The sequence below is a fragment of the Pseudomonas pudica genome (assembly GCF_015680405.1).
Classification (GTDB): domain Bacteria; phylum Pseudomonadota; class Gammaproteobacteria; order Pseudomonadales; family Pseudomonadaceae; genus Aquipseudomonas; species Aquipseudomonas pudica.
Map to the genome: position 1 here is coordinate 1 of NZ_JADLJS010000036.1, position 25,324 is coordinate 25,324.

Annotated in this window: 20 protein-coding genes; 7 read left to right on the forward strand and 13 right to left on the reverse strand. The window is 65.3% G+C overall.

Going from position 1 to position 25,324, the window contains the following annotated elements; all coding sequences use genetic code 11:
• Nucleotides 1-137: 137 nt before the first annotated feature.
• On the reverse strand, nucleotides 138-1,067 hold the full coding sequence (locus IRZ77_RS20600; protein ID WP_046615091.1) for an electron transfer flavoprotein subunit alpha/FixB family protein: 930 nt from the start codon (nucleotides 1,065-1,067) through the stop codon (nucleotides 138-140).
• Complete coding sequence (locus IRZ77_RS20605; protein ID WP_015271101.1) at nucleotides 1,068-1,817, reverse strand: electron transfer flavoprotein subunit beta/FixA family protein; 750 nt, start codon at nucleotides 1,815-1,817, stop codon at nucleotides 1,068-1,070.
• A gap of 537 nt (nucleotides 1,818-2,354) precedes the next feature.
• On the opposite strand from IRZ77_RS20605, the gene IRZ77_RS20610 reads away from it, so the two are divergent.
• Nucleotides 2,355-4,037: an electron transfer flavoprotein-ubiquinone oxidoreductase gene (locus IRZ77_RS20610; RefSeq protein WP_196174307.1), complete on the forward strand. Its 1,683-nt coding sequence runs from the start codon at nucleotides 2,355-2,357 to the stop codon at nucleotides 4,035-4,037.
• A gap of 161 nt (nucleotides 4,038-4,198) precedes the next feature.
• Here the strand turns inward: IRZ77_RS20610 and IRZ77_RS20615 are convergent, their stop codons facing one another.
• The 3 genes from IRZ77_RS20615 to IRZ77_RS20625 all read right to left on the reverse strand — a co-directional run bounded on the left by IRZ77_RS20615 (nucleotide 4,199) and on the right by IRZ77_RS20625 (nucleotide 6,721).
• Entirely contained in the window at nucleotides 4,199-5,524 is a 1,326-nt protein-coding gene (locus IRZ77_RS20615; protein ID WP_196174309.1) for an MFS transporter, read from the reverse strand.
• A gap of 72 nt (nucleotides 5,525-5,596) precedes the next feature.
• Nucleotides 5,597-6,076 carry a response regulator gene (locus tag IRZ77_RS20620; RefSeq protein WP_046615087.1) on the reverse strand — a complete coding sequence of 160 codons (480 nt, stop codon included), beginning with the start codon at nucleotides 6,074-6,076 and terminating at the stop codon, nucleotides 5,597-5,599.
• Between the two features lie 168 nt (nucleotides 6,077-6,244).
• The gene (locus IRZ77_RS20625) at nucleotides 6,245-6,721 is read right to left on the reverse strand and encodes a sigma-70 family RNA polymerase sigma factor (RefSeq protein ID WP_046615086.1); all 477 of its coding nucleotides are present in this window, start codon (nucleotides 6,719-6,721) and stop codon (nucleotides 6,245-6,247) included.
• A 260-nt stretch (nucleotides 6,722-6,981) separates the two neighbouring features.
• Here IRZ77_RS20625 and IRZ77_RS20630 point away from each other — a divergent pair, with 260 nt between their 5' ends.
• From IRZ77_RS20630 to IRZ77_RS20640, 3 genes are read left to right on the forward strand one after another with little or no spacing between them, the layout of a single operon-like run.
• Nucleotides 6,982-8,154, forward strand: coding sequence for an efflux RND transporter periplasmic adaptor subunit (locus IRZ77_RS20630; protein WP_196174311.1), 1,173 nt, complete (start codon nucleotides 6,982-6,984; stop codon nucleotides 8,152-8,154).
• Nucleotides 8,155-10,119 (forward strand): MacB family efflux pump subunit, encoded by a 1,965-nt coding sequence (locus IRZ77_RS20635; protein WP_196174314.1) that lies wholly within the window; start codon nucleotides 8,155-8,157, stop codon nucleotides 10,117-10,119.
• A gap of 3 nt (nucleotides 10,120-10,122) precedes the next feature.
• Nucleotides 10,123-11,526 (forward strand): efflux transporter outer membrane subunit, encoded by a 1,404-nt coding sequence (locus IRZ77_RS20640; protein ID WP_108481746.1) that lies wholly within the window; start codon nucleotides 10,123-10,125, stop codon nucleotides 11,524-11,526.
• Between the two features lie 149 nt (nucleotides 11,527-11,675).
• Here the strand turns inward: IRZ77_RS20640 and pvdP are convergent, their stop codons facing one another.
• The gene (gene pvdP / locus IRZ77_RS20645) at nucleotides 11,676-13,295 is read right to left on the reverse strand and encodes a pyoverdine maturation tyrosinase PvdP (RefSeq protein WP_108481747.1); all 1,620 of its coding nucleotides are present in this window, start codon (nucleotides 13,293-13,295) and stop codon (nucleotides 11,676-11,678) included.
• A 345-nt stretch (nucleotides 13,296-13,640) separates the two neighbouring features.
• Here pvdP and pvdM point away from each other — a divergent pair, with 345 nt between their 5' ends.
• Together pvdM and pvdN are read left to right on the forward strand one after the other, a co-directional pair.
• Entirely contained in the window at nucleotides 13,641-14,987 is a 1,347-nt protein-coding gene (gene pvdM, locus IRZ77_RS20650; RefSeq protein ID WP_108481748.1) for a pyoverdine-tailoring dipeptidase-like protein PvdM, read from the forward strand.
• A gap of 17 nt (nucleotides 14,988-15,004) precedes the next feature.
• Nucleotides 15,005-16,291 (forward strand): pyoverdine-tailoring periplasmic protein PvdN, encoded by a 1,287-nt coding sequence (gene pvdN, locus IRZ77_RS20655; protein ID WP_196174316.1) that lies wholly within the window; start codon nucleotides 15,005-15,007, stop codon nucleotides 16,289-16,291.
• A gap of 125 nt (nucleotides 16,292-16,416) precedes the next feature.
• Here pvdN and IRZ77_RS20660 read toward each other — a convergent pair whose 3' ends face one another.
• The gene (locus IRZ77_RS20660; protein WP_108481750.1) at nucleotides 16,417-17,385 is read right to left on the reverse strand and encodes an alpha/beta hydrolase; all 969 of its coding nucleotides are present in this window, start codon (nucleotides 17,383-17,385) and stop codon (nucleotides 16,417-16,419) included.
• A 142-nt stretch (nucleotides 17,386-17,527) separates the two neighbouring features.
• Here IRZ77_RS20660 and IRZ77_RS20665 point away from each other — a divergent pair, with 142 nt between their 5' ends.
• The gene (locus IRZ77_RS20665; RefSeq protein WP_108481751.1) at nucleotides 17,528-18,649 is read left to right on the forward strand and encodes a cupin-like domain-containing protein; all 1,122 of its coding nucleotides are present in this window, start codon (nucleotides 17,528-17,530) and stop codon (nucleotides 18,647-18,649) included.
• A gap of 141 nt (nucleotides 18,650-18,790) precedes the next feature.
• Here the strand turns inward: IRZ77_RS20665 and IRZ77_RS20670 are convergent, their stop codons facing one another.
• The 6 genes from IRZ77_RS20670 to IRZ77_RS20695 form a co-directional block, all read right to left on the reverse strand.
• Complete coding sequence (locus tag IRZ77_RS20670; RefSeq protein WP_135002645.1) at nucleotides 18,791-20,182, reverse strand: aspartate aminotransferase family protein; 1,392 nt, start codon at nucleotides 20,180-20,182, stop codon at nucleotides 18,791-18,793.
• Nucleotides 20,183-20,400: 218 nt separating this feature from the next.
• Nucleotides 20,401-21,723, reverse strand: a complete 1,323-nt coding sequence (locus IRZ77_RS20675) for an ATP-binding protein (protein WP_046615076.1) — start codon at nucleotides 21,721-21,723, stop codon at nucleotides 20,401-20,403.
• Nucleotides 21,720-22,403 carry a response regulator gene (locus tag IRZ77_RS20680; RefSeq protein ID WP_046615075.1) on the reverse strand — a complete coding sequence of 228 codons (684 nt, stop codon included), beginning with the start codon at nucleotides 22,401-22,403 and terminating at the stop codon, nucleotides 21,720-21,722. Before IRZ77_RS20680 ends, IRZ77_RS20675 begins: the two co-directional genes overlap by 4 nt.
• A gap of 174 nt (nucleotides 22,404-22,577) precedes the next feature.
• Nucleotides 22,578-23,141 carry a nucleotidyltransferase family protein gene (locus IRZ77_RS20685; protein ID WP_046615074.1) on the reverse strand — a complete coding sequence of 188 codons (564 nt, stop codon included), beginning with the start codon at nucleotides 23,139-23,141 and terminating at the stop codon, nucleotides 22,578-22,580.
• Nucleotides 23,138-24,109: an XdhC family protein gene (locus IRZ77_RS20690; protein ID WP_046615073.1), complete on the reverse strand. Its 972-nt coding sequence runs from the start codon at nucleotides 24,107-24,109 to the stop codon at nucleotides 23,138-23,140. The genes IRZ77_RS20685 and IRZ77_RS20690 overlap by 4 nt, the downstream gene beginning before the upstream one ends.
• A gap of 3 nt (nucleotides 24,110-24,112) precedes the next feature.
• A complete protein-coding gene (locus IRZ77_RS20695) occupies nucleotides 24,113-25,324 on the reverse strand; it encodes a cytochrome c (protein WP_046615072.1) in 1,212 nt (403 codons plus the stop codon).

Below are 25,324 nucleotides of genomic sequence, written 5' to 3' on the forward strand. Positions count from 1 at the left end.
CCCACAGGTACAGCACCGCCCTTGAGAACTGCGCTGTACCTGTGGGAGCTGGCTTGCCGGCGATTGGGCGGAAACTGACCAAAAAAAACCCGGCCCCCTGTACGAGGGCCGGGTTCTTTATAAGTGAAGCAGGCGGATCAGACCAGCTTTTCCAGCTCCGGAACCGCTTCGAACAGGTCAGCGACCAGGCCGTAGTCGGCTACCTGGAAGATCGGCGCCTCTTCGTCCTTGTTGATCGCCACGATCACCTTGGAGTCCTTCATGCCGGCCAGGTGCTGGATCGCGCCGGAGATACCGACGGCGATGTACAGCTGTGGCGCAACGATCTTGCCGGTCTGGCCGACCTGCATGTCGTTCGGCACGAAGCCGGCGTCGACCGCGGCGCGCGAGGCACCGACGGCAGCACCGAGCTTGTCGGCCAGGCTGTACAGGTGCTTGAAGTTGTCACCGTTGCCCATGCCACGGCCGCCGGAAACGACGATCTTGGCAGCGGTCAGCTCTGGGCGGTCGGACTTGGCCAGCTCTTCGCCAACGAAGGCCGAAATGCCAGCGTCGTGCGCAGCGCCGACGGCTTCGATGGCAGCCGAACCACCTTCGGCGGCCACGGCGTCGAAGCCGGTGGTACGCACGGTGATGACCTTGATGGCAGCGCTCGATTGCACGGTGGCAATGGCGTTACCGGCATAGATCGGGCGCTTGAAGGTGTCGGCGGACTCGACCGAGATGATCTCGGAAATCTGGTCCACGTCCAGCAGCGCGGCAACGCGCGGCAGGATGTTCTTGCCGTTGGTGGTGGCCGGGGCCAGCACGTGGCTGTAGCCCTTGGCCAGCTCGACGATCAGCGGCGCGACGTTTTCCGGCAGCACGTGGGCGTAGGCAGCGTTATCGGCAACCAGCACTTTGGCCACGCCAGCGATCTTGGCTGCGGACTCGGCAATGCCGCCCACGTTCTGGCCAGCGACCAGCACGTGCACATCACCACCGATCTTGGCGGCAGCAGCAACAGTATTCAGGGTGGCCGGGGCTACGGCACCGTTTTCGTATTCAGCGACAACCAGGATAGTCATTTAGATTACCTTCGCTTCGTTCTTCAGCTTCTCGACCAGTTCGGCCACCGATTTGACCTTGATGCCAGCGCTGCGGGCAGCCGGGGCTTCAACCTTCAGGGTCTTGTTGGTGGAGGCGAGGGACACGCCCAGCGCGTCTGGAGTAACGGTCTCCAGCGGCTTCTTCTTGGCCTTCATGATGTTCGGCAGCGATGCGTAGCGTGGCTCGTTCAGGCGCAGGTCGGTGGTGACGATAGCCGGCAGGTTCAGTGCAACGGTCTGCAGGCCGCCGTCGATTTCACGGGTGACGTTCAGCTTGTCGCCAGCCACTTCCACCTTGGAGGCGAAGGTGCCCTGGGCGAAGCCGGTCAGCGCAGCCAGCATCTGGCCGGTCTGGTTGTTGTCGCTGTCGATGGCCTGCTTGCCGAGGATGACCAGCTGCGGCTGCTCTTTGTCGACAACGGCTTTCAGCGCCTTGGCCACGGCCAGGGAATTCAGTTCGTCAGCGGCTTCGACCAGGATGGCACGGTCGGCACCCAGGGCCAGGGCGGTACGCAGTTGCTCCTGGGCAGTGGCCGGGCCGACGGAAACGACGACGATCTCGGACGCGACGCCCTTTTCCTTCAGGCGTACGGCTTCTTCCACGGCGATTTCGCAGAAGGGGTTCATGGACATCTTGACGTTAGCAAGGTCGACGCCGGAGTTGTCCGCCTTGACGCGAACCTTGACGTTGTAGTCGACCACTCGTTTGACAGCTACAAGAACCTTCATGGATTCCTCGTTACTCTCCGGTGAATAGATAGTCGCCAGGGGCAGAGCCCTGCGATGCGCGTGGGTACAAGGGCACCTCTAAAAACGTACCGGGAGGCGGTAACTTCACAGTGACCGAACAGTCTTGTCCGGACTCTTGCGACAAATACTCACGGGTCATTTCCTGTCGTGGCGTGTAAACTCCACTACAAACCGGCCCAAGGCCGCAAAACCCTGCTCCACACCTGGTCTTTAGAGGTGTACCTGCGCCCGGCTGCAAGCCTACGGCGAACGTAAAACCGCTCGTATCTTGACCGTAACACCCAATCCGGTCAATACGGCAAATCGGTCACCCTCCAGCCGCGTTCCTGTGATTTTACTGGCCTGCGGCAAATTCAAACAAACGTTTGTATTGGACCCGCCAAGTGGTGTAGATATAATGCGCGGCCAAGACAAAACGGTGTAGTCCGTCATTTGCCCAGCTACAGTTCCGCCGTTGCGTAGAACCGCCGCGAATGCCCCGCGCACCCATAAGACAAAGCAACAGCACGAGCCTTGATGAGTAGGAGAGAACCAGTGGAACGCGAATACATGGAATTCGACGTGGTCATCGTCGGCGCCGGCCCGGCGGGCCTGTCCGCCGCCTGCCGCCTGAAGCAGAAGGCCGCCGAAACCGGTAGCGAAATCAGCGTCTGCGTGGTGGAAAAAGGCTCTGAAGTCGGCGCCCACATCCTCTCCGGCGCGGTGTTCGAACCCCGCGCCCTGAACGAGCTGTTCCCAGACTGGAAAGAGCTCGGTGCGCCGCTGAACACCGAAGTGAAGCGTGACGACATCTACGTACTCAAGGATGCCGCCAGTTCGACCAAGGTGCCTGACCTGTTCGTGCCCAAGACCATGCACAACCAGGGCAACTACATCATCTCGCTGGGCAACCTGTGCCGCTGGCTGGCCCAGCAGGCCGAGAACCTGGGCGTGGAAATCTACCCAGGCTTCGCCGCACAGGAAGCATTGTTCGACGAAAACGGCGTGGTCCGTGGCATCGTCACCGGCGACATGGGCGTCGACCGCGAAGGCAACCAGAAAGACGGCATGTACACCCCTGGCATGGAACTGCGTGCCAAGTACACCCTGTTCGCCGAAGGCTGCCGCGGCCATATCGGCAAACAGCTGATCAAGCGCTTCAACCTCGACAGCGAAGCCGACGTCCAGCATTACGGCATCGGCCTGAAGGAAATCTGGGAAATCGACCCGGCCAAGCACGAGCAGGGCCTGGTGGTGCATACCGCCGGCTGGCCGCTGGACGTGATGGCCAAGGACAACACCGGTGGTTCGTTCCTCTACCACCTGGAAAACAACCAGGTGGTGGTCGGCCTGATAGTCGACCTGTCCTACGCCAACCCGTACCTGTCGCCGTTCGACGAGTTCCAGCGTCTCAAGCACCACCCGATAATGAGCCAGTACCTCGAAGGCGGCAAGCGCATCAGCTACGGTGCCCGTGCCATCTGCAAGGGCGGCTTCAACTCGCTGCCGAAGATGGTGTTCAACGGCGGCGCGCTGATCGGCTGCGACCTGGGCACCCTGAACTTCGCCAAGATCAAGGGCAGCCACACCGCGATGAAGTCCGGCATGCTGGCCGCCGAAGCGGTGGCTGACGCACTGAGCGCCGGCAGCGAAGGCGGTGACCAGCTCAACGGCTACGTCAGCGCCTTCAAGGCCAGCTGGCTGTACGAAGAGCTGTTCGCCAGCCGCAACTTCGGCCCGGCCATGCACAAGTTCGGCCCGCTGCTGGGCGCGGCGTTCAACTATGTGGACCAGAACTGGTTCGGTGGCAAGCTGCCGTTCACCCTGCACGACACCAAGCCGGACTACGCCTGCCTGAAGCTGGCGGCAGAGTCGCAGAAGATCGATTACCCGAAACCCGACGGCAAGCTCAGCTTCGACAAGCTCAGCTCGGTATTCCTCTCCAGCACCAACCACGAAGAGGAACAACCCTGCCACCTGAAGCTGACCGACCCGAACGTGCCGATCGCCAGCAACCTGCCGCTTTACGACGAGCCGGCACAGCGTTACTGCCCGGCAGGCGTGTACGAAGTGGTCACCCAGGAAGACGGCAGCAAGCGCTTCCAGATCAACGCGCAGAACTGCGTGCACTGCAAGACCTGCGACATCAAGGACCCGGCCCAGAACATCACCTGGGTCACCCCTGAAGGCGCTGGCGGGCCGAACTACCCGAACATGTAAGGCCCCTGCCCTGCGCTAACGAAAAGCCCCCGGTTCTCACGAGCCGAGGGCTTTTTGTTTTACCTGTTCTGGCTGTACTGGCCGCTCCTACAAAGTCCGCGTGCCATCCCACTGTGGTGCCGGCTCAGGAAGTCTGTCTCAGCCCCCCGACCATTACACGCTCATTTGTCACCACACATGATGGGCATCGGCTCCGGGGCAAACGCCAATGGCTCCCGACGCCCGAAATACAAGGCCGTCAGCAACCCCACTGTGCCCATGACCAGACAAAAGCCGACACACACCCACGGGCTCCAGGGCATCAGCGCAATCAGCGCCAGCGGTGTGGTGCTGGCCCAAAGCGCGTAGGCCACGTTATAGGTAAAGGAGATGCCCGACACGCGAATCTCGGCCGGGAACAACCCGACCATTACTGACGGCACCACGCCCACCACGCCGCAGGACAGCCCCGCCAGCGCATAGGCCAGCCAGGTCATGCCCCACTGCCCCACCAGGCTGGCATACAACGCGCCGATGCCCACCGGCAGCAGCAGGCTGTAGAGCATCAGCGCGCGCCAGGCGCCTACGCGGTCGACCAGCAGCCCAGCCAGCACGCAACCGATGTTGAGGAAGACGATACCCACGCTGCTGAGGGCAAAGGTGTGCCCGGCAGTCATGCCGAAGCGCTGCTGCATCACTGTCGGGGTAATCACCACCAGCACCACGACGGCGGAAGTCAGCACGCAGGTCAGCAGCGCCGCCGGGATCAACGCCCGACGGTGTTCACCCAGCACCCGCCGCAGCGGGAAGCTCACCGGCTGCTCCTGGCGCGCGCGCAGGGCAAGGAACACCGGTGTTTCGCTGAGCCAACGACGCAGCCACACGCCGATCACGCCGAATACCCCGCCGAGCAGGAACGGGTAGCGCCAGGCGTAGTCGAGGATTTCCTGCGGGGTGAACAACTGCGCCAGCAAGGTCGCGGTCAGTGCCCCCAGCAGATAGCCAAAGGTCAGGCCGGCCTGCAGGAAACCCAGGGCATAACCGCGCCGCCCGGCTGGCGCGTGCTCGGCGACGAAGGTCCAGGCGCTCGGCACCTCGCCACCCACCGCCGCGCCCTGCAGGATACGCAGTGCCAGCAGGATCAGCGGCGCGGCATAGCCGATGTCGGCGTAGGTCGGCATCACCCCGATCAACAGGCACGGCAGGGCCATCATCAGGATGCTCAGGCTGAAGACCCGTTTGCGTCCCAGGTGGTCGGCGAAGTGCGCCATCAGGATGCCGCCTAGCGGCCGCGCCAGGTAGCCGGTGACGAAGATTCCGAAGCTTTGCAGCAGGCGCAACCATTCGGGCATCTCGGGTGGGAAGAACAGCTGGCTGAGGGTAAGCGCAAAGAATACGAAGATGATGAAGTCGTAGATTTCCAGCGCGCCGCCCAACGCCGCCAGGCCCAGGGTCCGGTGGTCGCCGCGGCTGAACCGGGGCGGGCGAGCGGTATCGATGGCAGTCATGGCAGGGTCCGCAAATCGGCAAAGGGCAAGAGGATAGCAAATAGCGGCCCCCGTGCCCCGTACGTCGCCGCTTTAGCGGTTGAACATGGTGTTGACGAAATTGGCCCGTGGCCGCGGCCGAGCCGTGGCAACCGGCATGGTGCCCGGCAGCGGCAGCTTGCCGACCAGCAGTGGCGTATCGATGATCGCCATGAACGCCTCCAGTGCCTCGTTGTCGGGCACCTGGGGCAGGCTCAGGCTGACGGCCTGGCGCTCGGTCTGCGGCACCAGGGGCACTTGCAACTGGTTGGAGTGATAAAGGAGGGCGTGCTGGATCTGCGTGCTGACGCGACAGAAGCGCGCTAGGTCGACCCCGACATGGCTGGCCAGCTCGATATTGCCCAACAGCAAGTGGAAAGGCTGCAAGGCACTCAGGACCAGGCGCTGCAGCTCCTCGAAGCTGTCCACTGGCGCTATCCGGTAGTAGCCCAGGCCGTTGAGCAGCCGCTCCAGTTGCAGGCGCTGACACGGGTGTGCGTCGGCGATGAGGATGCGCAGGGTCTTGTTGGCCATGGTGGGACCTGGGCAGTTGGGTGATGGGTAGGCTCCATGACCATACTGCGCCAGTAACGGCTGCTGCCAAGGCTACGCCTGGCAGGGGTCTTCTTTGATAGAAGTCGGGAAAACCGTGGAAATCAAGTGATCGACTGACGGAATTTTCATCTGCATTCAACCCGGCGATCAGGATTCCCACTCGCGCATGCGCACCCGGCAGTGCTTCATGGCATTGACGATGTGCTTCTCCACCAGGCTGCGGGAAATACCCAGGTGCTCGGCAATCTGCTGGTGCGACAGGCCTTCGAGCTTGCGCAGCAGGAAGCAGTCGCGGCAGACCTTGCTCAGCTCTTCCAGAGCGCGCTGCATCAGCGCAAGGCGCTGGTCGAGCTGCATGTCGTGGGTCGGCGCCGGGGTGTGCCAGCGCTCGTCGTTGTCCAGTACCTCCAGCGGCTCGGCCTGACGTACCTGATGCCGCCGGTGGCGGTCGACCACCAGATTGAGCGCGGTGCGGTAAAGGAAGGCACGCGGGTGCTCGATGCGCTCGGCGTCGGTGCGTTCCAGCACCCGCAGGTAGGCATCGTGCGCCACATCTTCGGCGGCCTGACGATTGCCCAGGCGCGCGGAAAGGAAGCCCACCAGTTCGCGATAGTAATGTTCCACGACGTTACCTGAGATCGTCCTGCCAGCCTATGCCAGAAAGCCCTTTCAGGCAGCGACGCGGGACCGAGTGATGTCAGCGTGCGATCTTACAAATTATAATTATTCTCAGCAACAAGAGGGGAATGGCTGGAGGGCTTCAGCGCCTGGGAGACCTAGCGCCACACCCCTCCCGCCATACACCTGCCAGCCCCAATCCGATATCCGCTAAATCCCCCCCTGCCGCTTTCGTCTATCTGGCACCCCCTCGGCTGGATGTCTGCATGAGACCTTTAACCAACACCCGTCGCCGGCTGCTGCTCAGCGGCCTGTGCCTGCTCGGCCTGGGTTGCCTGCTGGCCTGGAAGACCCTGCCCTACGGCGCACAGCCGCTCAGCACGGTTGCCGTGACCCGCGCCGACATCGAAAGCAGCGTCACTGCACTGGGCACCCTGCAACCAAGGCGCTACGTGGACGTCGGTGCCCAGGCGTCGGGGCAGATCCATACCCTGCATGTGGAGGTCGGCGACACGGTGCGCAAAGGCCAGCTGCTGGTCGAGATCGACCCTTCGACCCAGCAGGCCCGGCTGGATGCCGGCCGCTACTCGATCGACAACCTCAAGGCCCAGCTGGCCGAACAACGCGCGCAGTTCCAACTGGCCCGACAGCAGCTCGAACGCCAACGGGACCTGGCCGCCGCCGGCGCTACCCGCGACGAGGACGTGCAAACGGCCGCCGCGCAGCTGAAGGTCACCCAGGCGCGCATCGACATGTTCCAGGCGCAGATCCGCCAGGCCCAGGCCAGCCTGCGCAGCGACGAGGCCGAGCTGGGCTACACGCGCATCTATGCGCCGATGGACGGCACGGTAGTGGCGGTGGATGCCCGTGAAGGGCAAACCCTCAATGCCCAACAGCAAACCCCGTTGATCCTGCGCATCGCCAAGCTCTCGCCGATGACCGTGTGGGCCCAGGTGTCGGAGGCCGACATCGGCAAGGTCACCCCGGGCATGACCGCCTACTTCACCACCCTGGCCGGCGGCAAGCGCCGCTGGACCAGCACCGTGCGGCAAGTGCTGCCGATCCCGCCCAAGCCCCTGGAGCAGGCCAGCCAGGGCGGCGGCAGCCCGGCCAGCGTCAGCAATGGCAGTGCTGGCAGCCAGGTGGTGCAGTACAGCGTGCTGCTGGATGTCGACAACCCGGACGGCGCGCTGATGGCCGAGATGACCACGCAGGTGTTCTTTGTCGCAGGCAAAGCCAGCCAGGTGCTGACCGTACCCCTGGCTGCGCTGGACGACGGCGATGGCCTGCGCCTGGCGCATGTGCTGACCCGCGATGGCAAGGTGGAACAGCGCCAGGTGCGCACCGGCCTCAGCGACCGCCTGCGGGTGCAGGTGCTGGAAGGCCTCAACGAAGGCGAACGCCTGGTGATCGGCGCCTCTGGCGTCAGCGGAGGTTGAATGAGCACACCCCTGATCGAGCTGGTCGACATCCGTAAATCCTACGGCGGGGTCGAAACGCCCCAGGTCGATATCCTGCATGGCATCAGCCTGCGCATCCATCCCGGCGAGTTCGTCGCCATCGTCGGCGCCTCCGGCTCCGGCAAGTCGACCTTGATGAATATTCTCGGCTGCCTCGACCGCCCCACTTCCGGCAGCTACCGCTTCGCCGGCAAGGATGTGGCCGAACTGGGCAGCGACGAACTGGCCTGGCTGCGCCGCGAAGCGTTCGGCTTCGTGTTCCAGGGCTACCACCTGATCCCCTCGGGTTCGGCCCAGGAAAACGTCGAAATGCCGGCCATCTATGCCGGCATCGCCGCCAACGAACGCCACGCCCGTGCCAGCGCCCTGCTCGGCCGCCTGGGCCTGGCCAGCCGCACCGGCAACCGCCCTCACCAGTTGTCTGGCGGCCAGCAGCAACGGGTGTCGATTGCCCGGGCGTTGATGAATGGCGGCCATATCATTCTCGCCGACGAACCCACCGGCGCCCTCGACAGCCACAGCGGCACCGAAGTGATGGCGTTGCTCGACGAGCTGGCCAGCCAGGGCCACGTGATCATCCTGATCACCCATGACCGCAACGTCGCGGCGCGGGCGCAGCGCGTGATCGAAATTCGCGACGGCCTGATCATCAGCGACTCGGCCGCCGACAAGCCCACGGTCGACGACGGTCGTGGGCTGCAGGCCGACCAGTTGCGCCAGCGCCTGGACCGTGGCGCGACCTTGCACGGGGCGTGGAAAGGCGAATTGCTCGAAGCCCTGCAAGCGGCCTGGCGGGTGATGTGGGTCAACCGCTTCCGCACCGCCCTGACCCTGCTGGGCATCGTCATCGGCGTGGCCTCGGTGGTGGTGATGCTGGCAGTGGGCGAAGGTAGCAAGCGCCAGGTCATGGCGCAGATGGCAGCCTTCGGGTCGAATATCCTCTACCTCAACGGCAAGCCGGCGAGCCTGGGCGAGCAGGCCGGCACCATCACCCTCGACGATGTCGCCGCCATCGGCCAACTGCCGCAGGTCAAGCACGTGATGCCGGTGATCGGCAAAAAGATGATGGTGCGCCACGGCAACAACAGCCAGCGGTTCTATGTGGGTGGTAACAACACCGGCTTCCCCGAGATTTTCAACTGGCCGGCGGTGCAAGGCAGCTTCTACACCGATGCCGATGAAGCCAACGCTGCCGCGGTGGCGGTGATCGGCCAGAAAGTGCGGGAAAAGATGCTCGACCCTGGGCGCGACCCGCTGGGGCAGTACCTGTTGATTGGCAATGTGCCGTTTCAGGTGGTCGGTATCCTGGCCGGCAAGGGCGCCAGCTCTGGCGACCAGGACAGCGACGGGCGCATCGTGGTGCCCTACTCCGCCGCAGCCATCCGCCTGTTCGGCCAGCGCGACCCGGACTACATCGCCGTTGCCGCCCTCGACTCCACGCGGGTCGACGAGGCCGAAGCAGCCATCGACAAGCTGCTGCGCCAGCGTCACAACGGCCGCCGGGACTTCGAGCTGACCAATGACGCGGCGTTGATCCAGGCCGAAGCGCGCACGCAGAACAGCCTGTCGCTGATGCTGGGGGCGATCGCCGCGATCTCGCTGCTGGTGGGCGGCATCGGCGTGATGAACATCATGTTGATGACCGTACGCGAGCGCACCCGTGAAATCGGCATCCGCATGGCCACCGGTGCGCGCCAGCGCGACATCCTGCGGCAATTTCTCAGCGAGGCGGTAATGCTGTCGATGGTCGGCGGCCTGGCCGGCATCGTCCTGGCCCTGGCCATCGGTGGCGGCCTGATGCTGGCCGAAGTGGCGGTGGCCTTTGCCCTGCCCGCGATGCTCGGCGCCTTCGCCTGCGCCGTCGTCACCGGCATCGTGTTCGGCTTCATGCCAGCGCGCAAGGCCGCCCGCCTAGACCCGGTCAAAGCCCTTACCAGCGAATAACCCATGACTCTGCCTAGCCGCATCAGCCTGTTGACCTTATGCGTATGCCTCGCCGCCTGCAGCACGCCGCCACCCCCCACCAGCGGCATCGCCACGCCATCCGCCTGGCAAGGCGAGGCCGCATCACCCTCGGCCCAGCTGCCAACGACACAGTGGTGGCAAGCCTTCGCCAGCCGCGAACTCGACCGCCTGGTACAGCACGCCCTGCACAATGCCCACGACCTGGCTGCCGCCACGGCGCGGGTACGCCAGGCCCAGGCACGCGCAGTCATCGCCGGCGCGCCGCTGCTGCCGGAGCTGAAGCTGGGCCTGGACGGCAGCCGCCAACGCCTGCTGCACGGTGACGGCTATGACCAGCTGGATGTCAGCCGCAGCGAACCTACCAGCACCTCGTTCGACATGCAGCTCAGCGCCAGCTATGAAATCGACTTCTGGGGCGGCCTGCGCGCGACCCGTGACAGCGCCCTGCGCAGCCTGGATGCCAGCCGCTTCGACCGTCAGACCGTGGAGCTGACCCTGGTCAGCGCGGTAGCCGACAGTTACCTGCAGGGCCTGGCCCTGCGGGAACAGTTGCGCATTGCCCGCCTCAACCTGCGCAATGCCCAGAACGTGCTGGGCCTGGTCGAGGCACGCCAGCGCAGCGGCTCCGCCACGCGCCTGGAACTGGCCCAGCAACGCAGCCTGGTGGCCGCACAGCAACGCCAGCTACCGTTACTGGAACAGAAGTGGCAAGACAGCCGCGTTACCTTGGCGACCCTGCTCGGCGACCCGGTGCAGTCGCTACCCACCAGCCAGGACGCGATCGACACCCTGCAATGGCCCGCCATTGGCAGCGGCGTGCCCAGCGAGCTGCTCACCCGCCGTCCAGACATTGCCGCAGCAGAAGCGCGGCTTGCCGCCGCCAGCGCCAACGTGCAGGTCGCCCGCGCCGCCATGCTGCCCAAGCTCACCCTCGGGGCCAATCTGGGAGCTGGCGCCAATACCTTTGCCCATTTGTTCGACAGCTCCTACTACACACTCACCAGCGGCCTGGTTGCCCCAATCTTCAACAACGGCCGGCTGCGTGCCGCGCGTGAACTGGCCGAGGCGCAACAGATGGAGTTGCTGGAGACCTACCGCAGCAGCATCCTGGCCGGTTTTGCCGATGTCGAGAAAGCGCTCAATGCGATCCAGGGCGTTGACCGCCAGCGGCAGTGGCAGGATGAAGAGGTGGAGCAGGCGCGCCTGGCGTTCAACCTGGCGCAGCAGCGTTATGGCGCGGGAGCAGAGACGCTGTTGAGCGTGCTGGAGACCCAGCGCACCTTGTATGTGGCGCAGGACCAGCAGGCGCAACTGCGCCTGGCCCGGTTGCAGGGTAGCGTGGCGTTGTACAAGGCATTGGGGGGTGGGTGGCAGCTCGGGCAGTAAACCGTGTTGTCTTCTGGGGCTGCTGCGCAGCCCATCGCGACGCAAGCCGCTCCCACAGGTAGAGCTTCTACAGTTCGCTCCGTTTTCAAGCCATGCGCCGTCATGTGGGAGCGGCCTTGTGTCGCGAAAGGGGCGCAGAGCGCCCCCAGTCAAAGCGAGCGCTGCGCCACCTTCAGGTTGCGCGCATACCACGGCCGCTGCGGTACCTTGGGCCGCAGCTTGTCGAGCAGGTCGTCATCGCTGTAGATGATGCGCAACGCCAGCTTCATGGTCTCCGGGTCCATCTCTACACTGCGCCCGGGCCGCAAACCCGGCACCGTCGAGCAGCCATGGGTATCCGGCCCCAACCACGGGTCGGCCACCTCCACCCAGCGCCCTGGCGCAAACCATGGCACGCCATTGACTTCCAGGCGCCGCACCTCGCCCGGATGCAGCCGCTCATGCGCGTGGAACCAGTCCTCGATGCGGTCGTCGATCCAACCATGAAAGTGCCAGAACACCGGGTTCACATGGGATGAAAACGGGTCGCCGAGAAAATCGTTCTGCTCGGCGAACCAGCGTTCGGCAAAATCATCCGGGGTGCGCGCCGTCGGCACCGGCATGCCGTTGGAGGGGTCGCGCGGCACCGATGCCCAGCGCATGTGCAGCCAGTCGTGCAGGCCCAGCTCCACTTCCGAACCGAACTGGCCCAGGGTCAAGGTGCTCAGGTACTCCGGGTCGGTGTAGCGTGACTCCCAGACCTGGAAGTTGCCATGGAAGGTATCCGGCGTCTTGATGTCGCGCACCCACTGGGTGTATTCCGCATCACCGCTGGCCAGCCAGGTGGGCGGCAGGGCATTGCCGTCATGGTTGTCGAAGTAGCGGGCGAATCCGGCCCGGTCGCGCTCCAGCTCCGGCTGCGGCAGCGGGAAGCGCGTCCATGACGGCAGGTCCTGCAAGGCACGGGCGTTACCAAGCATGTGCCGGTGCATGAAGAAAAAGTCCTCGCCCGAGCCGTTGCGGTCCTTGTGCCGGCCCCGCGCATCACGCTCGCGGTCACGCGGCCCGGGCTGCCAGCCCAGACCACGCAGGGCGTCCTGCTTGTCCTTGCCCAGCTTGTGCCATTTGTCCCGCGACGAGTGCCACAGCTGGTGGAACAGACGATGCTCCGGGGCGGTCAGCCAGGCCAGCAGTTGCGGTTTCAGCGGGGTACGCTCGCGCGCCTCGGGGAAGGTACGCTTCAGGGCCAGGAACTGGTTGTCCTCCACGGGCAATGTCAGCGCGCGGTCCAGGCGCGCAATGCGCCCGTTGAGAGTCGCCGGCCCGGCGTTGCCGAACCGGCCCCAGACCTCGTCGAGCACGATATGGCATTCATAGCGGGCCTGGGCCGAAAACAGGCGCCAGCGCAGGGTACCCGGCTTGTCCGCCAACAGGTCGCCTATCACGCGGTAGCGTGGCTCCTCCCGCCCACGCAGGCGCTCGGGGGTATCCAGATAGCCGCGCAAGGCGCGCCCGTTGGTTGCCACATCCAGGAACAGCTCCAGTTCACCTGTTGGCAGGCCATCCAGCCCCGCATCCTTGCCCTGCAGGGTCCAGCGCCAGATGCCGCGCAGGGTATCGCCCAACTGCTGCAGGCGGGTATCGGCCAACTCGACGACGGCCTCGCCAGGGGTTTCCGGGAATTCCTCGGCGGCACGCTGGCGCTGCACATACAGCGCCCCCAGCGCACCGGGCACCACCACACCCGTCAATGCCACACTGGCGATAAAACCGCGTCGGGAAATCGTCATTGCATACCTGTGCATTCATTGCGGCCATGGAGCACGGCCCGTCCAAGGCTAGAACGTTGCACGGCAGGCGAAATTTAGCGGCTTGCCACCCCCGCCCTGAGGGCAACTCGGTCAATGTAGGAGCGGCCTTGTGTCGCGAAAGGGCCGCAAGGCGGCCCCGGCAATTTTGCAGGGGTGCGAAGATCCTGGGGGCGCTGCGCACCCCTATCGCGACACAAGGCCGCTCCTACAGGGCCCTGCGCCAGCGACCAGATAGCAGCTAAATTTCCCGGGTGCGAGCTCGTTCACTGCAAGTAGCGGCGGCCTCTGTGCCCATCCCTCGACGGTGAACCTACTGAGACAAAGATGACGACTCCACGCTGGAAGAAAGCCCTGTTTATCAGCCTGGCCGCGGCGGTTGCCGCTGGCGCCGGGTTTGCAGCCTGGCACTACTTCGCCACATCCGCCGGCTATTCCAGGGAGGTGACCCGCCAGGCCAACGACCTGCAGGAACGCATTCTCTCGTTCGACAGCCATGTCACCTTGCCGCTGACCTTCGGCACCGAAGGCAGCGAGGCCGACAAGGATGGCGGTGGCCGCTTCGACCTGGCCAAGGCCGCACGCGGGCGGTTATCTGGCGCGGCCCTGACCATCTTCGCCTGGCCAGAGTCCTGGACCGGTGACGGTGGGCCGCACCGCCCTACCCCAGGCTTCGTCGAAGCGGCCCGCCACACCCAGGAGGTACGCTACAACGCCATCACCGCCATGGTCCGCGACTTCCCGCAGCAGGTGGGCATTGCCTATACCCCGCAAGACATGCGGCGCCTGCACGGCGAAGGCAAGTTCGCGGTGTTCCTCAGCATGCTCAACGCCTATGCGCTGGGCGATGACATCGACCAGCTCGACCGCTGGGCCGCGCGCGGGGTGCGCATGTTCGGCTTCAGCTACGTGGGCAACAACAGCTGGGCCGACTCTTCGCGCCCGCTGCCGTTCTTCAATGACACCGCCGATGCCCTGGACGGCCTGTCGCCGCTCGGCAAGCGCGCCGTGCAGCGGCTGAACGACCTGGGCGTGATCATCGATGTGTCGCAAATGTCCAGCAAGGCGCTGGCCCAGGCCGTTGCCCTCAGCCGCGCGCCGGTGGTGGCCTCGCACTCGGCGCCGCGGGCGATGGTCGACATCAGGCGCAACCTCTCCGACAAGGAGCTGCAGCTGATCAAGGACAGCGGCGGCGTGGTCCAGCTGGTGGCCTTCTCCACCTACCTCAAGCCCTTGAGCAGCAAGACCCAGGACAAACTCAACGCCCTGCGCGCCCGCTACGACCTGCCGCCACTGGCAAACCTAGACTACGCACTGATGCCAGGTGACCCGGTGATCGCCGGCTGGCCCGAGCAGAAGGTCGGCCAGTACGCCAACGCGCTGTACGGCATTCTCGAGGAAGAGCCGCCAGCCACGCTCAAGAACTATGGCGACGCCATCGACTACACCGTGCGCAAGGTCGGCATCGACCATGTCGGCCTGAGTTCGGACTTCAACGAAGGCGGCGGCATCGACGGTTGGCAGAACGCCAGTGAAGCACGCAACGTCACCGCCGAACTGATCAGCCGCGGCTACTCCGAAGCGGATATCGCCAAGCTCTGGGGCGGCAATTTTCTGCGGGTGTGGGAGCAGGTGCAGCGCGCCGCGCAACCTGTCGCCACCTCATCCCCCTGACCGTTGCGAGCCATTTGATGAACGATCGTCGCACCTTTCTCAAGCAGGTCGGCCTGCTTGCGGCCGCCCTGCCCCTCACCGGCCCACTGCCGCCTGCCGCCCAAGCGGCGGCTGCGCAGCCAGCCACCGCCAGCGACTGGGCCGCGTTTCGCAACCTGTTCGAGCTGGACCCGGCGTACGCGCACTTTGCCAACTTCCTGATCACCTCGCACCCACGGCCCGTGCGAGAAGCCATCGAGGCGCTGCGTGCCCGCTTCGACCGCCACCCGGCCCGCATGGTCGACTGGGACAGCCAGTCGGAGTGGAAGCACGAAGCCGTCGTGCGTGAATGGGCGGCCCGCTACCTCGAAGTGACGCCCCGGCAAATCGCCCTGACCGGCAGCACCACCGAAGGCCTGGGGCTGATCTATGGCGGGCTGAAGATTGCCCCGGGGCAGGAAATTCTCACCACCGTGCACGAGCATTCGGCCGCCCGCCATACCATGGGCTTTCGCACCACGCGCGATGGCACACCGGTGCACCGGTTGCGCCTGTTCGAAGACCCCGCCAAGGTCAACAGCGACCAGGTACTGGCCACCATCGCGGCGGCCATCGGGCCGAAAACCCGGGTGCTGGGCATGACCTGGGTGCACTCGGGCAGTGGCGTGAAACTGCCCGTGGGCGAGATCGGCGCGCTGGTGCGCGAGGTCAATCGCCAGCGTGACGAGCAGGACCAGATCATTTATGTGATCGACGGTGTGCATGGCTTCGGCGTCGAAGACATGCGCTTTGCCGATCTCAACTGTGATTACTTCATCGCCGGCACGCACAAGTGGATGTTCGGGCCGCGGGGTACCGGGATCATCTGTGCGGCGTCCACCGAACTGAAGCAGCTGAACCCGACCATTGCCACGTTTTCCGAGAACGAGGACTTCGCCACGGTGATGACGCCCGGGGGCTACCACGCGTTCGAGCATCGCTGGGCATTGGGCAAGGCGTTCGAGCTGCACCTGCAGCTGGGCAAGGCGGCAGTGCAGGCGCGGATTCATGGGCTCAATGGCTATCTCAGGCAGCGGCTCGAGGCATTGCCAGGGATAGAGTTGGTGACACCGCGCAGTGCGCAATATTCGGCGGGGTTCACCTTCTTCCGGGTCACGGGGCAGGATGCTGACGAGGTGGCCCGATATCTCAACAGCCAGCGCATCGTGGTCGATGCGGTATCGCGGGATGTCGGGCCGGTGGTGCGGACGGCGCCTGGGCTGTTGAATACCGAGGCGGAGATCGAGCGATTGGTCGATGTGTTGAAGAAGCACCTTCGCGGGTGAGGCCCTGGGGCCGCTGTGCGGCCCATCGCGACACAAGGCCGCTCCATGGTTCGGTGGGCGCAGTGCTTTTGTGGGAGCGGCCTTGTGTCGCGAAAGGGGCGCAACGCGCCCCCGGCGAGCTCAACTCAGGACTGGCCGCCGACCCGCTTCAACCACTCCCCGACATCCCGGTAAATCCCCTCCACCTGCCCCACGATCCCCGACATGCGCAAGAAGTCATGGGTCAACCCCTCCACCCGGACGAAGGTCACCGCCGTCCCGCCCGCCACCAGCCAGTCACGATAGGCCATGCCCTCATCATGCAACGGGTCATACTCGGCCACGGACAGGTAAGCCGGTGGCAAAGGCTGGCGCAGCGTCGACAGCAACGGCGACACCCGCCAGTCCAGGCGCTGCTCGCGCTGCGGTGCATAGTGCTGGTAGAACCACTCCAGCGTGGGCGTCTCCAGCAGGTAACCCTCGGCATGCTCGCGATGGGACTCACGCTGGCAGGAGATGTCGGTCACCGGGTAGAACAGCAACTGTGCCAGCGGCTTGAACGCCAGCGCCTCGGGCTGCTGCACCGACGTAATGGCCAGCACCGCCGCCAGGCTGGCGCCCACACTGTCCCCTGCCAGCACCACCCGGCGGTTGTCCAGGCCCAGCGACGCCGCCTGCTCAGCCAGCCAGTTGGCGGCGTCCAGCACATCGTGCAGGGCCTTCGGGAACTGCTGCTCCGGTGCCAGCCGGTAGTCCGCCGCCAGCACCGCAAACTCACCCAGGGCCGCCAGGCGACGGCACACCGAGTCATGCGAATCGAGGCTGCCGACCACATAGCCGCCACCATGCAGGTACAGGATCACCGGCTGCAAGGCAGCACCAGCATCGCCCTGACGGTACAGGCGAGCAGCCAGGCGAGCACCATCGCGCGCGGTTATCTGCAGCTCGCTGGCCGTGACGTTGCCGGGCGGGCTCGGGTCGAGTACCTGCGAGCTGCCTTCGAACTCGGCACGGGCCTGGGCCACGTCCATTGCGTGCATGGGCAGGCTCCTGCCCGTCAGTCGGCCAAATTCGACCAGTTCCAGAAATGCCGCCAGATCAGGATGCAGTGCCATGTGGGTTCCTTGGGTGAACAATGTGACTCGAGCCTCCCTACGGGACGTAGCAGCACGCCGAAAAATTAGCCGCCCACACGGCTAAATCGTTGGTGCAGGCACTCGTTATCCCTGCACAACGAAAGACCGCCAGAGGCATACCGTGGACCTTCAGAGCATCCTCAGCAAACTGTTCGCCAACGCCCATGCCGTCGGCATCGAAGGCGTTTTCCAGTTCGTTTTCAGCCAGGACCGGGCCTTCTGGTCCGAGGTGCGCGACAGCAGCCGCACCGGTGCCGGCCGGCACAGCGCTCCGGACGTTACCATCGAGGTGGCCGAGCGTGACTTCATGGGCATCATGGGCGGCACTGCCAACGTAGAAGAGCTGTTCGCCAGCGCCCGCCTGAAGATCAGTGGCAACATGGGCCTGGCCACCCTGCTACCACAGATCATCAGCAACGCCCGGCGCGGCGCACCGGCGACCAAGGTATCGATGAACCAACGTTACCCGACACCGGCACGCCTCAGCGAACGGGTATCGGCCGCACAACCGGTACAGCGCGAGGTAACACGCATTGCCCGCGCCGACATGCCGCTGGCACGCTTCCAGGGCGAATACCTGGAGCACGGGACACCGGTGGTCATCAGCGATGCCCTGCAGGACTGGCCGCTGTTCAGCATGGGCCGCGAAGCCTCGCTGGAGCATTTTGCCGAACTGCAGGGCATCACCCGGCACGGCGACTACGTGAAGAAGACCTTTTCCACCGACCGCGACTTCCGTTCCACCTCCATGGCAGACTTCATCGCCTCGCTCGATGCCCCTGCCAAACCCGGCGAAACCCCGGCCTACATGGGCAACAACATCGTGCCGGAAAAGCTGCTGAAGCTGATTCGCTACCCGCAGTACTTCGCTCGCGAGAAGTTCATTGCGCCGCGTATCTGGATCGGCCCCAAGGGCACACTGACGCCGCTGCACCGCGACGACACCGATAACCTGTTCGCACAGGTATGGGGGCAGAAGTCGTTCATCCTTGCCGCACCGCACCATCGCCCGGCTCTGGGCACCTGGTCGACCAGCCCCAAGGGCGGCCTGGACGGCTGCGACTTCAACCCTGACGCCCCGGACTACCAGCGTTTCCCGACGGCGCGCGAAGTGCCTTTCCTGCGCGTGGTGCTGCAGGCAGGTGACCTGCTATTCCTGCCCGAAGGATGGTTCCACCAGGTGGAGTCTGTGACCACCTCGCTGTCGGTGAACTTCTGGGTGAATTCCGGGCGCGGCTGGTAGCCGGGATTATCACGGGGCGCTTTGGGCCCCAATCGCCGGCAAGCCGGCTCCCACAGGGACTGCGCCAACCGGAAGGCTGGCGCTGTACCTGTGGGAGCCGGCTTGTCGACGATTGAGCCGCGCAGCGGCCTCGGCAATCGATCAGACCGCCGCGATCAACGCCTCGGCAAAGCGCTGCGCGACCTCATCGATCTGCTCGCCACTGATGATCAACGGCGGCAGGAAGCGCACCACCGCCCCATGCCGCCCACCGAGTTCCAGAATCAGCCCGCGCTTGAGGCACTCGCGCTGCACCTTCGCCGCCAACTCTCGGTTGGCCGCCGGATGACCGAGCGCATCCCGCTGGCCTTGCGGGTCCACCAGCTCCACCCCGAGCATCAGCCCACGCCCGCGAACATCACCCAACTGCGGGTAATCCCGCTGCAACTGCTGCAGATGTTGGCGCAGGCACTGCCCCATGGCCTCGGCATGCTCGGCCAGGCGATGCTCGACCAGGTAGTCGATCACCGCCGAGCCCGCCGCCATGGCCATCTGGTTACCACGGAAAGTGCCGGCGTGGGCGCCCGGTTTCCAGGTGTCCAGCCAGTCGCGGTACACCACCACTGCCAGCGGCAGGCTGCCGCCAATGGCCTTGGACAGGGTGACCACGTCCGGGACGATGCCGGCATGTTCGAAGGCGAACATTCGCCCGGTGCGGGCGAACCCGCTCTGGATCTCATCGACGATCAACGCCACGCCGGCCTGCTCGGTGATACGGCGTACCCCCTTGAGCCACTCGATATCGGCCGGGATCACGCCGCCCTCGCCCTGCACCACCTCGAGGATCACCGCCGCCGGCAGCGGCACGCCGCTTTCCGGGTCGAGCAGCAGGGCTTCCAGGTAATGCAGGTTGGCCCTGACCCCGGCTTCACCGCCCAAGCCGAACGGGCAACGGTAGTCGTAGGGGTACGGCATGAACTGCACACCGTTGCCGAGCAAGGCCCCCAGCGGCTGCTTCGGCCCATGGCTGCCCATCAGGCTCAGCGCACCCTGGCTCATGCCATGGTAGGCGCCATGGAAGGCCAGCACGGTGCTGCGGCCGGTGGCGGTGCGTACAAGTTTCAGCGCTGCTTCCACCGCATCGGTGCCTGTCGGGCCGCAGAACTGGACCTTGGCTTCACGGCGCAACGCCTCGGGCAGCACGCCGAACAGGTCCTGGACGAAGCGGTCCTTGACTGGCGTGGTCAGGTCCAGGGTGTGCAACGGCAGCTCATCGGCCAGTACCCGCTGGATCGCCTCGACCACCACCGGGTGGTTGTGGCCCAGCGCCAGGGTGCCGGCGCCGGCCAGGCAGTCGATGAACTGGCGCCCTTCAACATCCTCCACATGGATGCCACGGGCGCGCTTGAGTGCCAGCGGGATGCGCCGCGGGTAGCTGCGGGCGTTGGACTCCTGTTGTTGCTGGCGTTGCAGCAAGGGTGAATCGGTGAACTCGTACAAGGCACGCGGCGCGCTGGCCGGCGGGACCTGGGCAAGGCAGGAAGCGGTGGACATGGGTGAATCCTCGCAAGCAAGCGAAAGTGCGGGTGTTCGTCGCTTGGAAAACGCTTGAGTGCGGGGAGGATTTAGCGGTTGTTACTCTATTTTACTCTGCCTGTGCCGGCACTTTCGCGGGCTTGCCCGCTCCCACAGGGATCGCATGCATCTCAGACCCTGTGCAGTACCTGTGGGAGCGGGCAAGCCCGCGAAAGGGCCGGCACAGACAGTGAAGATCAGCTGGCCGAGCGCGCCGGCACTTGCAACAACACCCGCAACCCATCACTGCGACTGTCGAACTTCAGGCTACCGGCACAACGCTGCACGATCGCCTGCACGATCGCCAGCCCCAACCCGCATCCACCACTCTGCCCGTTACGCCAGAAGCGCTCGGTCAGGTGCTCCAGGTCCGCCTCGGCAATCCCCGGCCCATGGTCCCGCACCATGAAGCCCACCTGGCCGTCAGCCATCTGCACCTCAAGCTCCACCGCCTCGTCGCCGCCATGGCGCAAGGCGTTGTCCAGCAGGTTGCGCAGCGCCGCAACCGCCAAGGGGGCCGGCATGCCCAGGTAGACCTGCGTAGCTGCTTCAGGCAAGCGCAGCACGATGCGCCGGTTGTCACCGCCGCCGGCATCCTGCACTGCCTGCCGGGCCACCTGCTCGGCGCTGCACTGCACGCCATCCTCGAACGACAGGCTGCCTTCCACCCGCGCCAGCATCAACAACTGCTCCAGTGTGCGATGCATGCGGTCGGCCCCCTGCTCTGCATGTTCCAGCGCCTGCTCGCGCACGGTGCCATCGGTCATCCGCGCTACCTGCAAGTGGGTCTTGATCGCCGTCAGCGGACTGCGCAGTTCATGCGCGGCATCGTCAGTCAGGCGCCGCTCACGCTCGATGGTCTGGGCAATACGCAGGAACAGCTGGTTCTGGGTTTCCAGCAACGGTTGCAGTTCGCTGGGCATGCCCGCCACCTGCAGCGGCTCGACGCTGTCCGCGCGCCGGCGGCGCAGGGCATCGCGCATGCGGTTGAGAGGCTCCAGCCCCTTGCCCAGGCCGATCCACAACAACCCCAGGCTGCCAAGGAGGGCCATCAGCACCGGCGCCGAGGCCGCCAGCAGGATCGACTGGTTCAGCGCCTCGCGCTCCATGTGCCGGTCAGCGGTGGTGATACGCACATCGCCATGGTTGTAGGTGAAGGTGCGCCACAGTGCGTCGTCGATGGTCTGGTCACGGAAACCGCTGCGTTCATCGTCCATGACGCCATCGTGCTTGTGGTTGCTGGCGAGAATCTCGCCACGCAGCGAGCTGACCTGGCAGGCCATGCCGTCCGGCACGCTGAACTGGTCGGCGGAAAAGTGCGCTTCCCCGCCCTTGGCGGTCAGCGGCTGCGGCAGCTGGTCGATCAGCCCGGCGACCATGCGTGCCGAAGCCACCAGCCGCTGGTCGAGGGAAAACATCATCTGCTGGCGCAGGTCGCGCAGCATCCACGCGGCGGCCAGCGCCCAGATGATCACGAAGGCGCTGCCCAGGATCAGGCTCAGGCGTACCCGCAGGCTCATGACGCCGCCTCCTCCGGCGCTTGCGCCGGGCCCAGCCGGTAGCCCAGGCCGCGCACGGTCTCGACGATGCCGTTGCCCAGCTTGCGCCGCAGGTGGTGAATATGCACGTTCAGGGCATTGCTTTCGACTTCGTCGCTGAAGCCGTACACGCAATCTTTGAGCTGCTCGCTGGACAGCACCCGCCCGGGGTTCTGCAGCAACGCCTGGAGCAACGCCTGTTCACGCCGGGACAGGTCGACCGGCTGGCCGGCCAGGGTTGCCTCGCAGCTGCTCGGGTCATAGCGCAGCGGGCCATGTTCGATCACATTCACCGCCCGCCCGGCCACCCGCCGCAGCAGGGTGTGCAGGCGAGCAGCCAGCTCGCGCAGGTCGAACGGCTTGAGCAGGTAATCGTCGGCACCGGCCTGCAGGCCATCGACCCGGTCGGTGACCGCATCACGGGCGGTGAGCACCAGCACTGGCAGCGTCTCGCCTTTCTCGCGCAGGCGACGCAACAGCTTCAGTCCGTCTTCGTCTGGCAGGCCAAGGTCGAGGATCATCACGTCGAACTGCGCGGCCTGCAGCATCGCCCGTGCATCGGCGGCGTTGCTCACACGGTCCACGGTCAGGCCCTGGGCGGTAAGGCCGGCGCAAATGCCGGCGGCGATCAGGTCGTCGTCCTCGCAGAGCAGAACGTGCATGGTGGGGCTCCCGGAATGGTGTGGCTGGCATTGCACCTTGGGCAGATTAAGTGGGGATTATGGACCTTTTGTGGGGTGGAGGGTTGTTCACCTTGCAGCGCCTGCGAAATCGAGCGCCGCCCGCGCGGCGCTCGATCTGACAGGCGCTGAAGATGTTGTGGCGAACACCAGTGCCTAAATCAATCCCTGCGGCGTATCTACATCCAGCAACACCCCAGCATCCTCCACTTCAACCACCACGCAACGATCCCGATGCGCTTGCACCACCGACCGAGCTCCTTCATCCCCGGCAAGCTGCCCCAGCGCCGGCCAGAAGTCGCGCCCGAAAATCACCGGGTGCCCCTGCTGCCCCGCATGGTGCGGCAACACGATGGTCGAGGCACTGGCCGCCTCGGCCAACCGACGCAAGGTTGCCGATTCGATCCAAGGCATATCACCCAGCAAGATCGCCACCGCCTGCGCCTGGCTGTTACCCAACGACCTGGCCCCGGCAGCCAGGCTATGCCCCATCCCCGACGCCGCATCCGGGCTGGCGACAATCGGGCAATCGGCAGGCAAGGCAAAATCCTCGCTCCATTCGCCCGCGCGCAACACCACCCGCACATCATCGAACACCGCTTGGGCCCGTTCCACGCTATGTACCAGCAGGCTGCGACCATCAGCCAAGGTCGCCCGGCGCTTGTCTGAACCAAAACGCATGCCGCGGCCTGCCGCCAATACCAGCGCAACCACGCTCACAGCGCCCCCCGCTCGATGCCGTTGCGCACCCGCAGGATGTCGGCCAGCACCGCCAAAGCGATCTCGGCCGGGGTCTTGCTGCCCAGGTTGAGGCCGATCGGGGCGTGGATGCGACTCAGTTCGACCTCGCCCAGGCCACCGATCCGCCGCAGGCGTTCACGGCGCTTGTCGGAGGTCGCCCGGGAGCCCATCACACCGATATAGAACGCCTCGGTGCGCACCGCTTCGAGCATCGCCAGGTCATCGATCTTCGGGTCGTGGGTCAGCGCCACCACCGCAGTGTCGGCATGGCAACCACCATGGGCGATGAACTCCGATGGCAGCTCGCGGCGCACCTCGATGCCATCCAGCCGCACGCCGTCGAGCACTTCGTCACGCGGCTCGCAGAGGATGACTTCGAAGCCCATGCCCTTGCCGAACTCGGCACAGAAATGCGCGACGCTGGAGTACCCGGCCAGCAGCAGACGCTGGGCGGCCCCCACTCGCAAGCGTACACGGGCACTTTCACGCTCCACACGCGGCCCCTGGCTGTGGTCATCGGCAAGCAGGCGCCTGCCCTCGGGCAGGCTCACTTCACGCAGCACGCGGCGCTGGCCCTGCAATGCGCTTTCCAGCTCACGCAGGTGCGCCTGCACCTCGCATTCGGCCGGCAGGTTCTCCACCAGCACCTCCAGCACGCCGCCACAGGGCAGGCGGATGCTCGAACGTGAGTCACTGCCATCGCCATAACGCACGATGGCCACTGGCTCGGGAAACTCCCCCCGGCCCACGCGCTCGAGAAAGTCGTCTTCGACGCAGCCACCGGACAGTGAACCCAGCCACTGCCCGCTGGCGTTCACCGCCAGCAGCGAGCCCGGCGCACGGGGCGCCGAGCCATAGGTGGCAAGCACCGTGCACAACCACACCCGCTGGCCACCGCACGACCACTGCAACGCCTGGCGGACCACCTGTAGATCGAGATGCTGCACCCTTTACTCCGCCTTCAGCTCTGCGAGCTGCTGTACGCTCAGGTCACCGGGCAATCCACCCCAGGCCTGCCGCAGGTAGTTGACCATATCCGTCACCTGCTGGTCATCGAGCTTGTCTGCAAAGCCCGGCATCGGCTGCATGCGCTCGAAGCCGGTGAACTGCTGTTCACGGATGCCTTCGAGGATCACCTTGACCAGGTTGCGCGAGTCGGCCTGGCGCAGCACCGTGTTGCCGCGCATGGCCACGGCGATGTGCGGCTTGCCCTCGCCGTCCACTCCATGGCAGCCGGCGCAGACATTCAGGTACTGCTGGCGGCCACGCCTGGCGCTGTCGCTCATCTGCTCCAGCGCCACCGCCTGGATGGCCTTGGCCGGCGGTGGCTGGTCGCCCAGCAGGTAGGTGGCCATGGCCGCCAGATCGGCATCTTCCAGATGTTGGGTGCTGTGGTGCACCACCGGGAACATTTCGTTGAACATGCTGCCCTGGGCGCTGATGCCGTGCTTGAGGAAGGTGGTCAGGTCCGGCTGGGTCCAGCCGCGATCGGCCAGGTCCTGGGCCAGCAGGCTCGGGGCCAGGTAGCCCCCCAGCAGGCCACCGCTCAGACGCTGGTCCTGCTGCAACGCACCGATCGGGTTGCGCGGGGTATGGCACTCGCCGCAATGGCCCATGACTTCGACCATGTACTGCCCACGCTGCCAGGCCGTGCTTTTGCCTTCGGTCGGTTGCAACTGCACGCTCTTGCCGTAGAGCATGTTCCAGCCGCTAAGTCCCTGGCGCACGTTGAAAGGAAAACGCAACGCAGTCTGCGGTGCCGGGCGGTTGATTGGCGGCACGGTCATCAGGTAAGCGAGGATCGCGTCCGAATCTTCACGCTTGATCAGGTGGTACGAGGTGTACGGCATCGCCGGGTAGAGGTTGGCACCGTCCTTGCGCTTGCCCTCGGTTACCGCGGCGAAGAATTCGTCGGCGCTGTAGTTGCCGATGCCGTACTGCTTGTCCGGGGTGATGTTGCTGCCGTAAATGGTGCCGAACGGCGAATGGATCGGCAGGCCGCCGGCGTACGGCGCGCCGCCTTCGGCGGTGTGGCAGGCCATGCAGTCGGCCGCACGGGCCAGGTATTCACCGCGCTTGACCTGCGCCTGGTCGGCCGCCTGGGCAAGCGAGGTAAAGGCAAGGCCGAGAGCCAGCGCCAGTGCGCTACGAACAAGACCCAT

What these genes read in the sequence shown, in the direction of transcription:
- IRZ77_RS20660 (WP_108481750.1), bottom strand. Translation starts at nt 17,385, where the DNA reads ATGGCACTGCATCCTGATCTGGCGGCATTTCTGGAACTGGTCGAATTT.
- IRZ77_RS20605 (WP_015271101.1), bottom strand. Translation starts at nt 1,817, where the DNA reads ATGAAGGTTCTTGTAGCTGTCAAACGAGTGGTCGACTACAACGTCAAG.
- IRZ77_RS20630 (WP_196174311.1), top strand. Translation starts at nt 6,982, where the DNA reads ATGAGACCTTTAACCAACACCCGTCGCCGGCTGCTGCTCAGCGGCCTG.
- pvdM (WP_108481748.1), top strand. Translation starts at nt 13,641, where the DNA reads ATGACGACTCCACGCTGGAAGAAAGCCCTGTTTATCAGCCTGGCCGCG.
- IRZ77_RS20635 (WP_196174314.1), top strand. Translation starts at nt 8,155, where the DNA reads ATGAGCACACCCCTGATCGAGCTGGTCGACATCCGTAAATCCTACGGC.
- IRZ77_RS20640 (WP_108481746.1), top strand. Translation starts at nt 10,123, where the DNA reads ATGACTCTGCCTAGCCGCATCAGCCTGTTGACCTTATGCGTATGCCTC.
- IRZ77_RS20610 (WP_196174307.1), top strand. Translation starts at nt 2,355, where the DNA reads ATGAGTAGGAGAGAACCAGTGGAACGCGAATACATGGAATTCGACGTG.
- pvdN (WP_196174316.1), top strand. Translation starts at nt 15,005, where the DNA reads ATGAACGATCGTCGCACCTTTCTCAAGCAGGTCGGCCTGCTTGCGGCC.
- IRZ77_RS20615 (WP_196174309.1), bottom strand. Translation starts at nt 5,524, where the DNA reads ATGACTGCCATCGATACCGCTCGCCCGCCCCGGTTCAGCCGCGGCGAC.
- pvdP (WP_108481747.1), bottom strand. Translation starts at nt 13,295, where the DNA reads ATGACGATTTCCCGACGCGGTTTTATCGCCAGTGTGGCATTGACGGGT.
- IRZ77_RS20620 (WP_046615087.1), bottom strand. Translation starts at nt 6,076, where the DNA reads ATGGCCAACAAGACCCTGCGCATCCTCATCGCCGACGCACACCCGTGT.
- IRZ77_RS20600 (WP_046615091.1), bottom strand. Translation starts at nt 1,067, where the DNA reads ATGACTATCCTGGTTGTCGCTGAATACGAAAACGGTGCCGTAGCCCCG.
- IRZ77_RS20680 (WP_046615075.1), bottom strand. Translation starts at nt 22,403, where the DNA reads ATGCACGTTCTGCTCTGCGAGGACGACGACCTGATCGCCGCCGGCATT.
- IRZ77_RS20670 (WP_135002645.1), bottom strand. Translation starts at nt 20,182, where the DNA reads ATGTCCACCGCTTCCTGCCTTGCCCAGGTCCCGCCGGCCAGCGCGCCG.
- IRZ77_RS20695 (WP_046615072.1), bottom strand. Translation starts at nt 25,324, where the DNA reads ATGGGTCTTGTTCGTAGCGCACTGGCGCTGGCTCTCGGCCTTGCCTTT.
- IRZ77_RS20675 (WP_046615076.1), bottom strand. Translation starts at nt 21,723, where the DNA reads ATGAGCCTGCGGGTACGCCTGAGCCTGATCCTGGGCAGCGCCTTCGTG.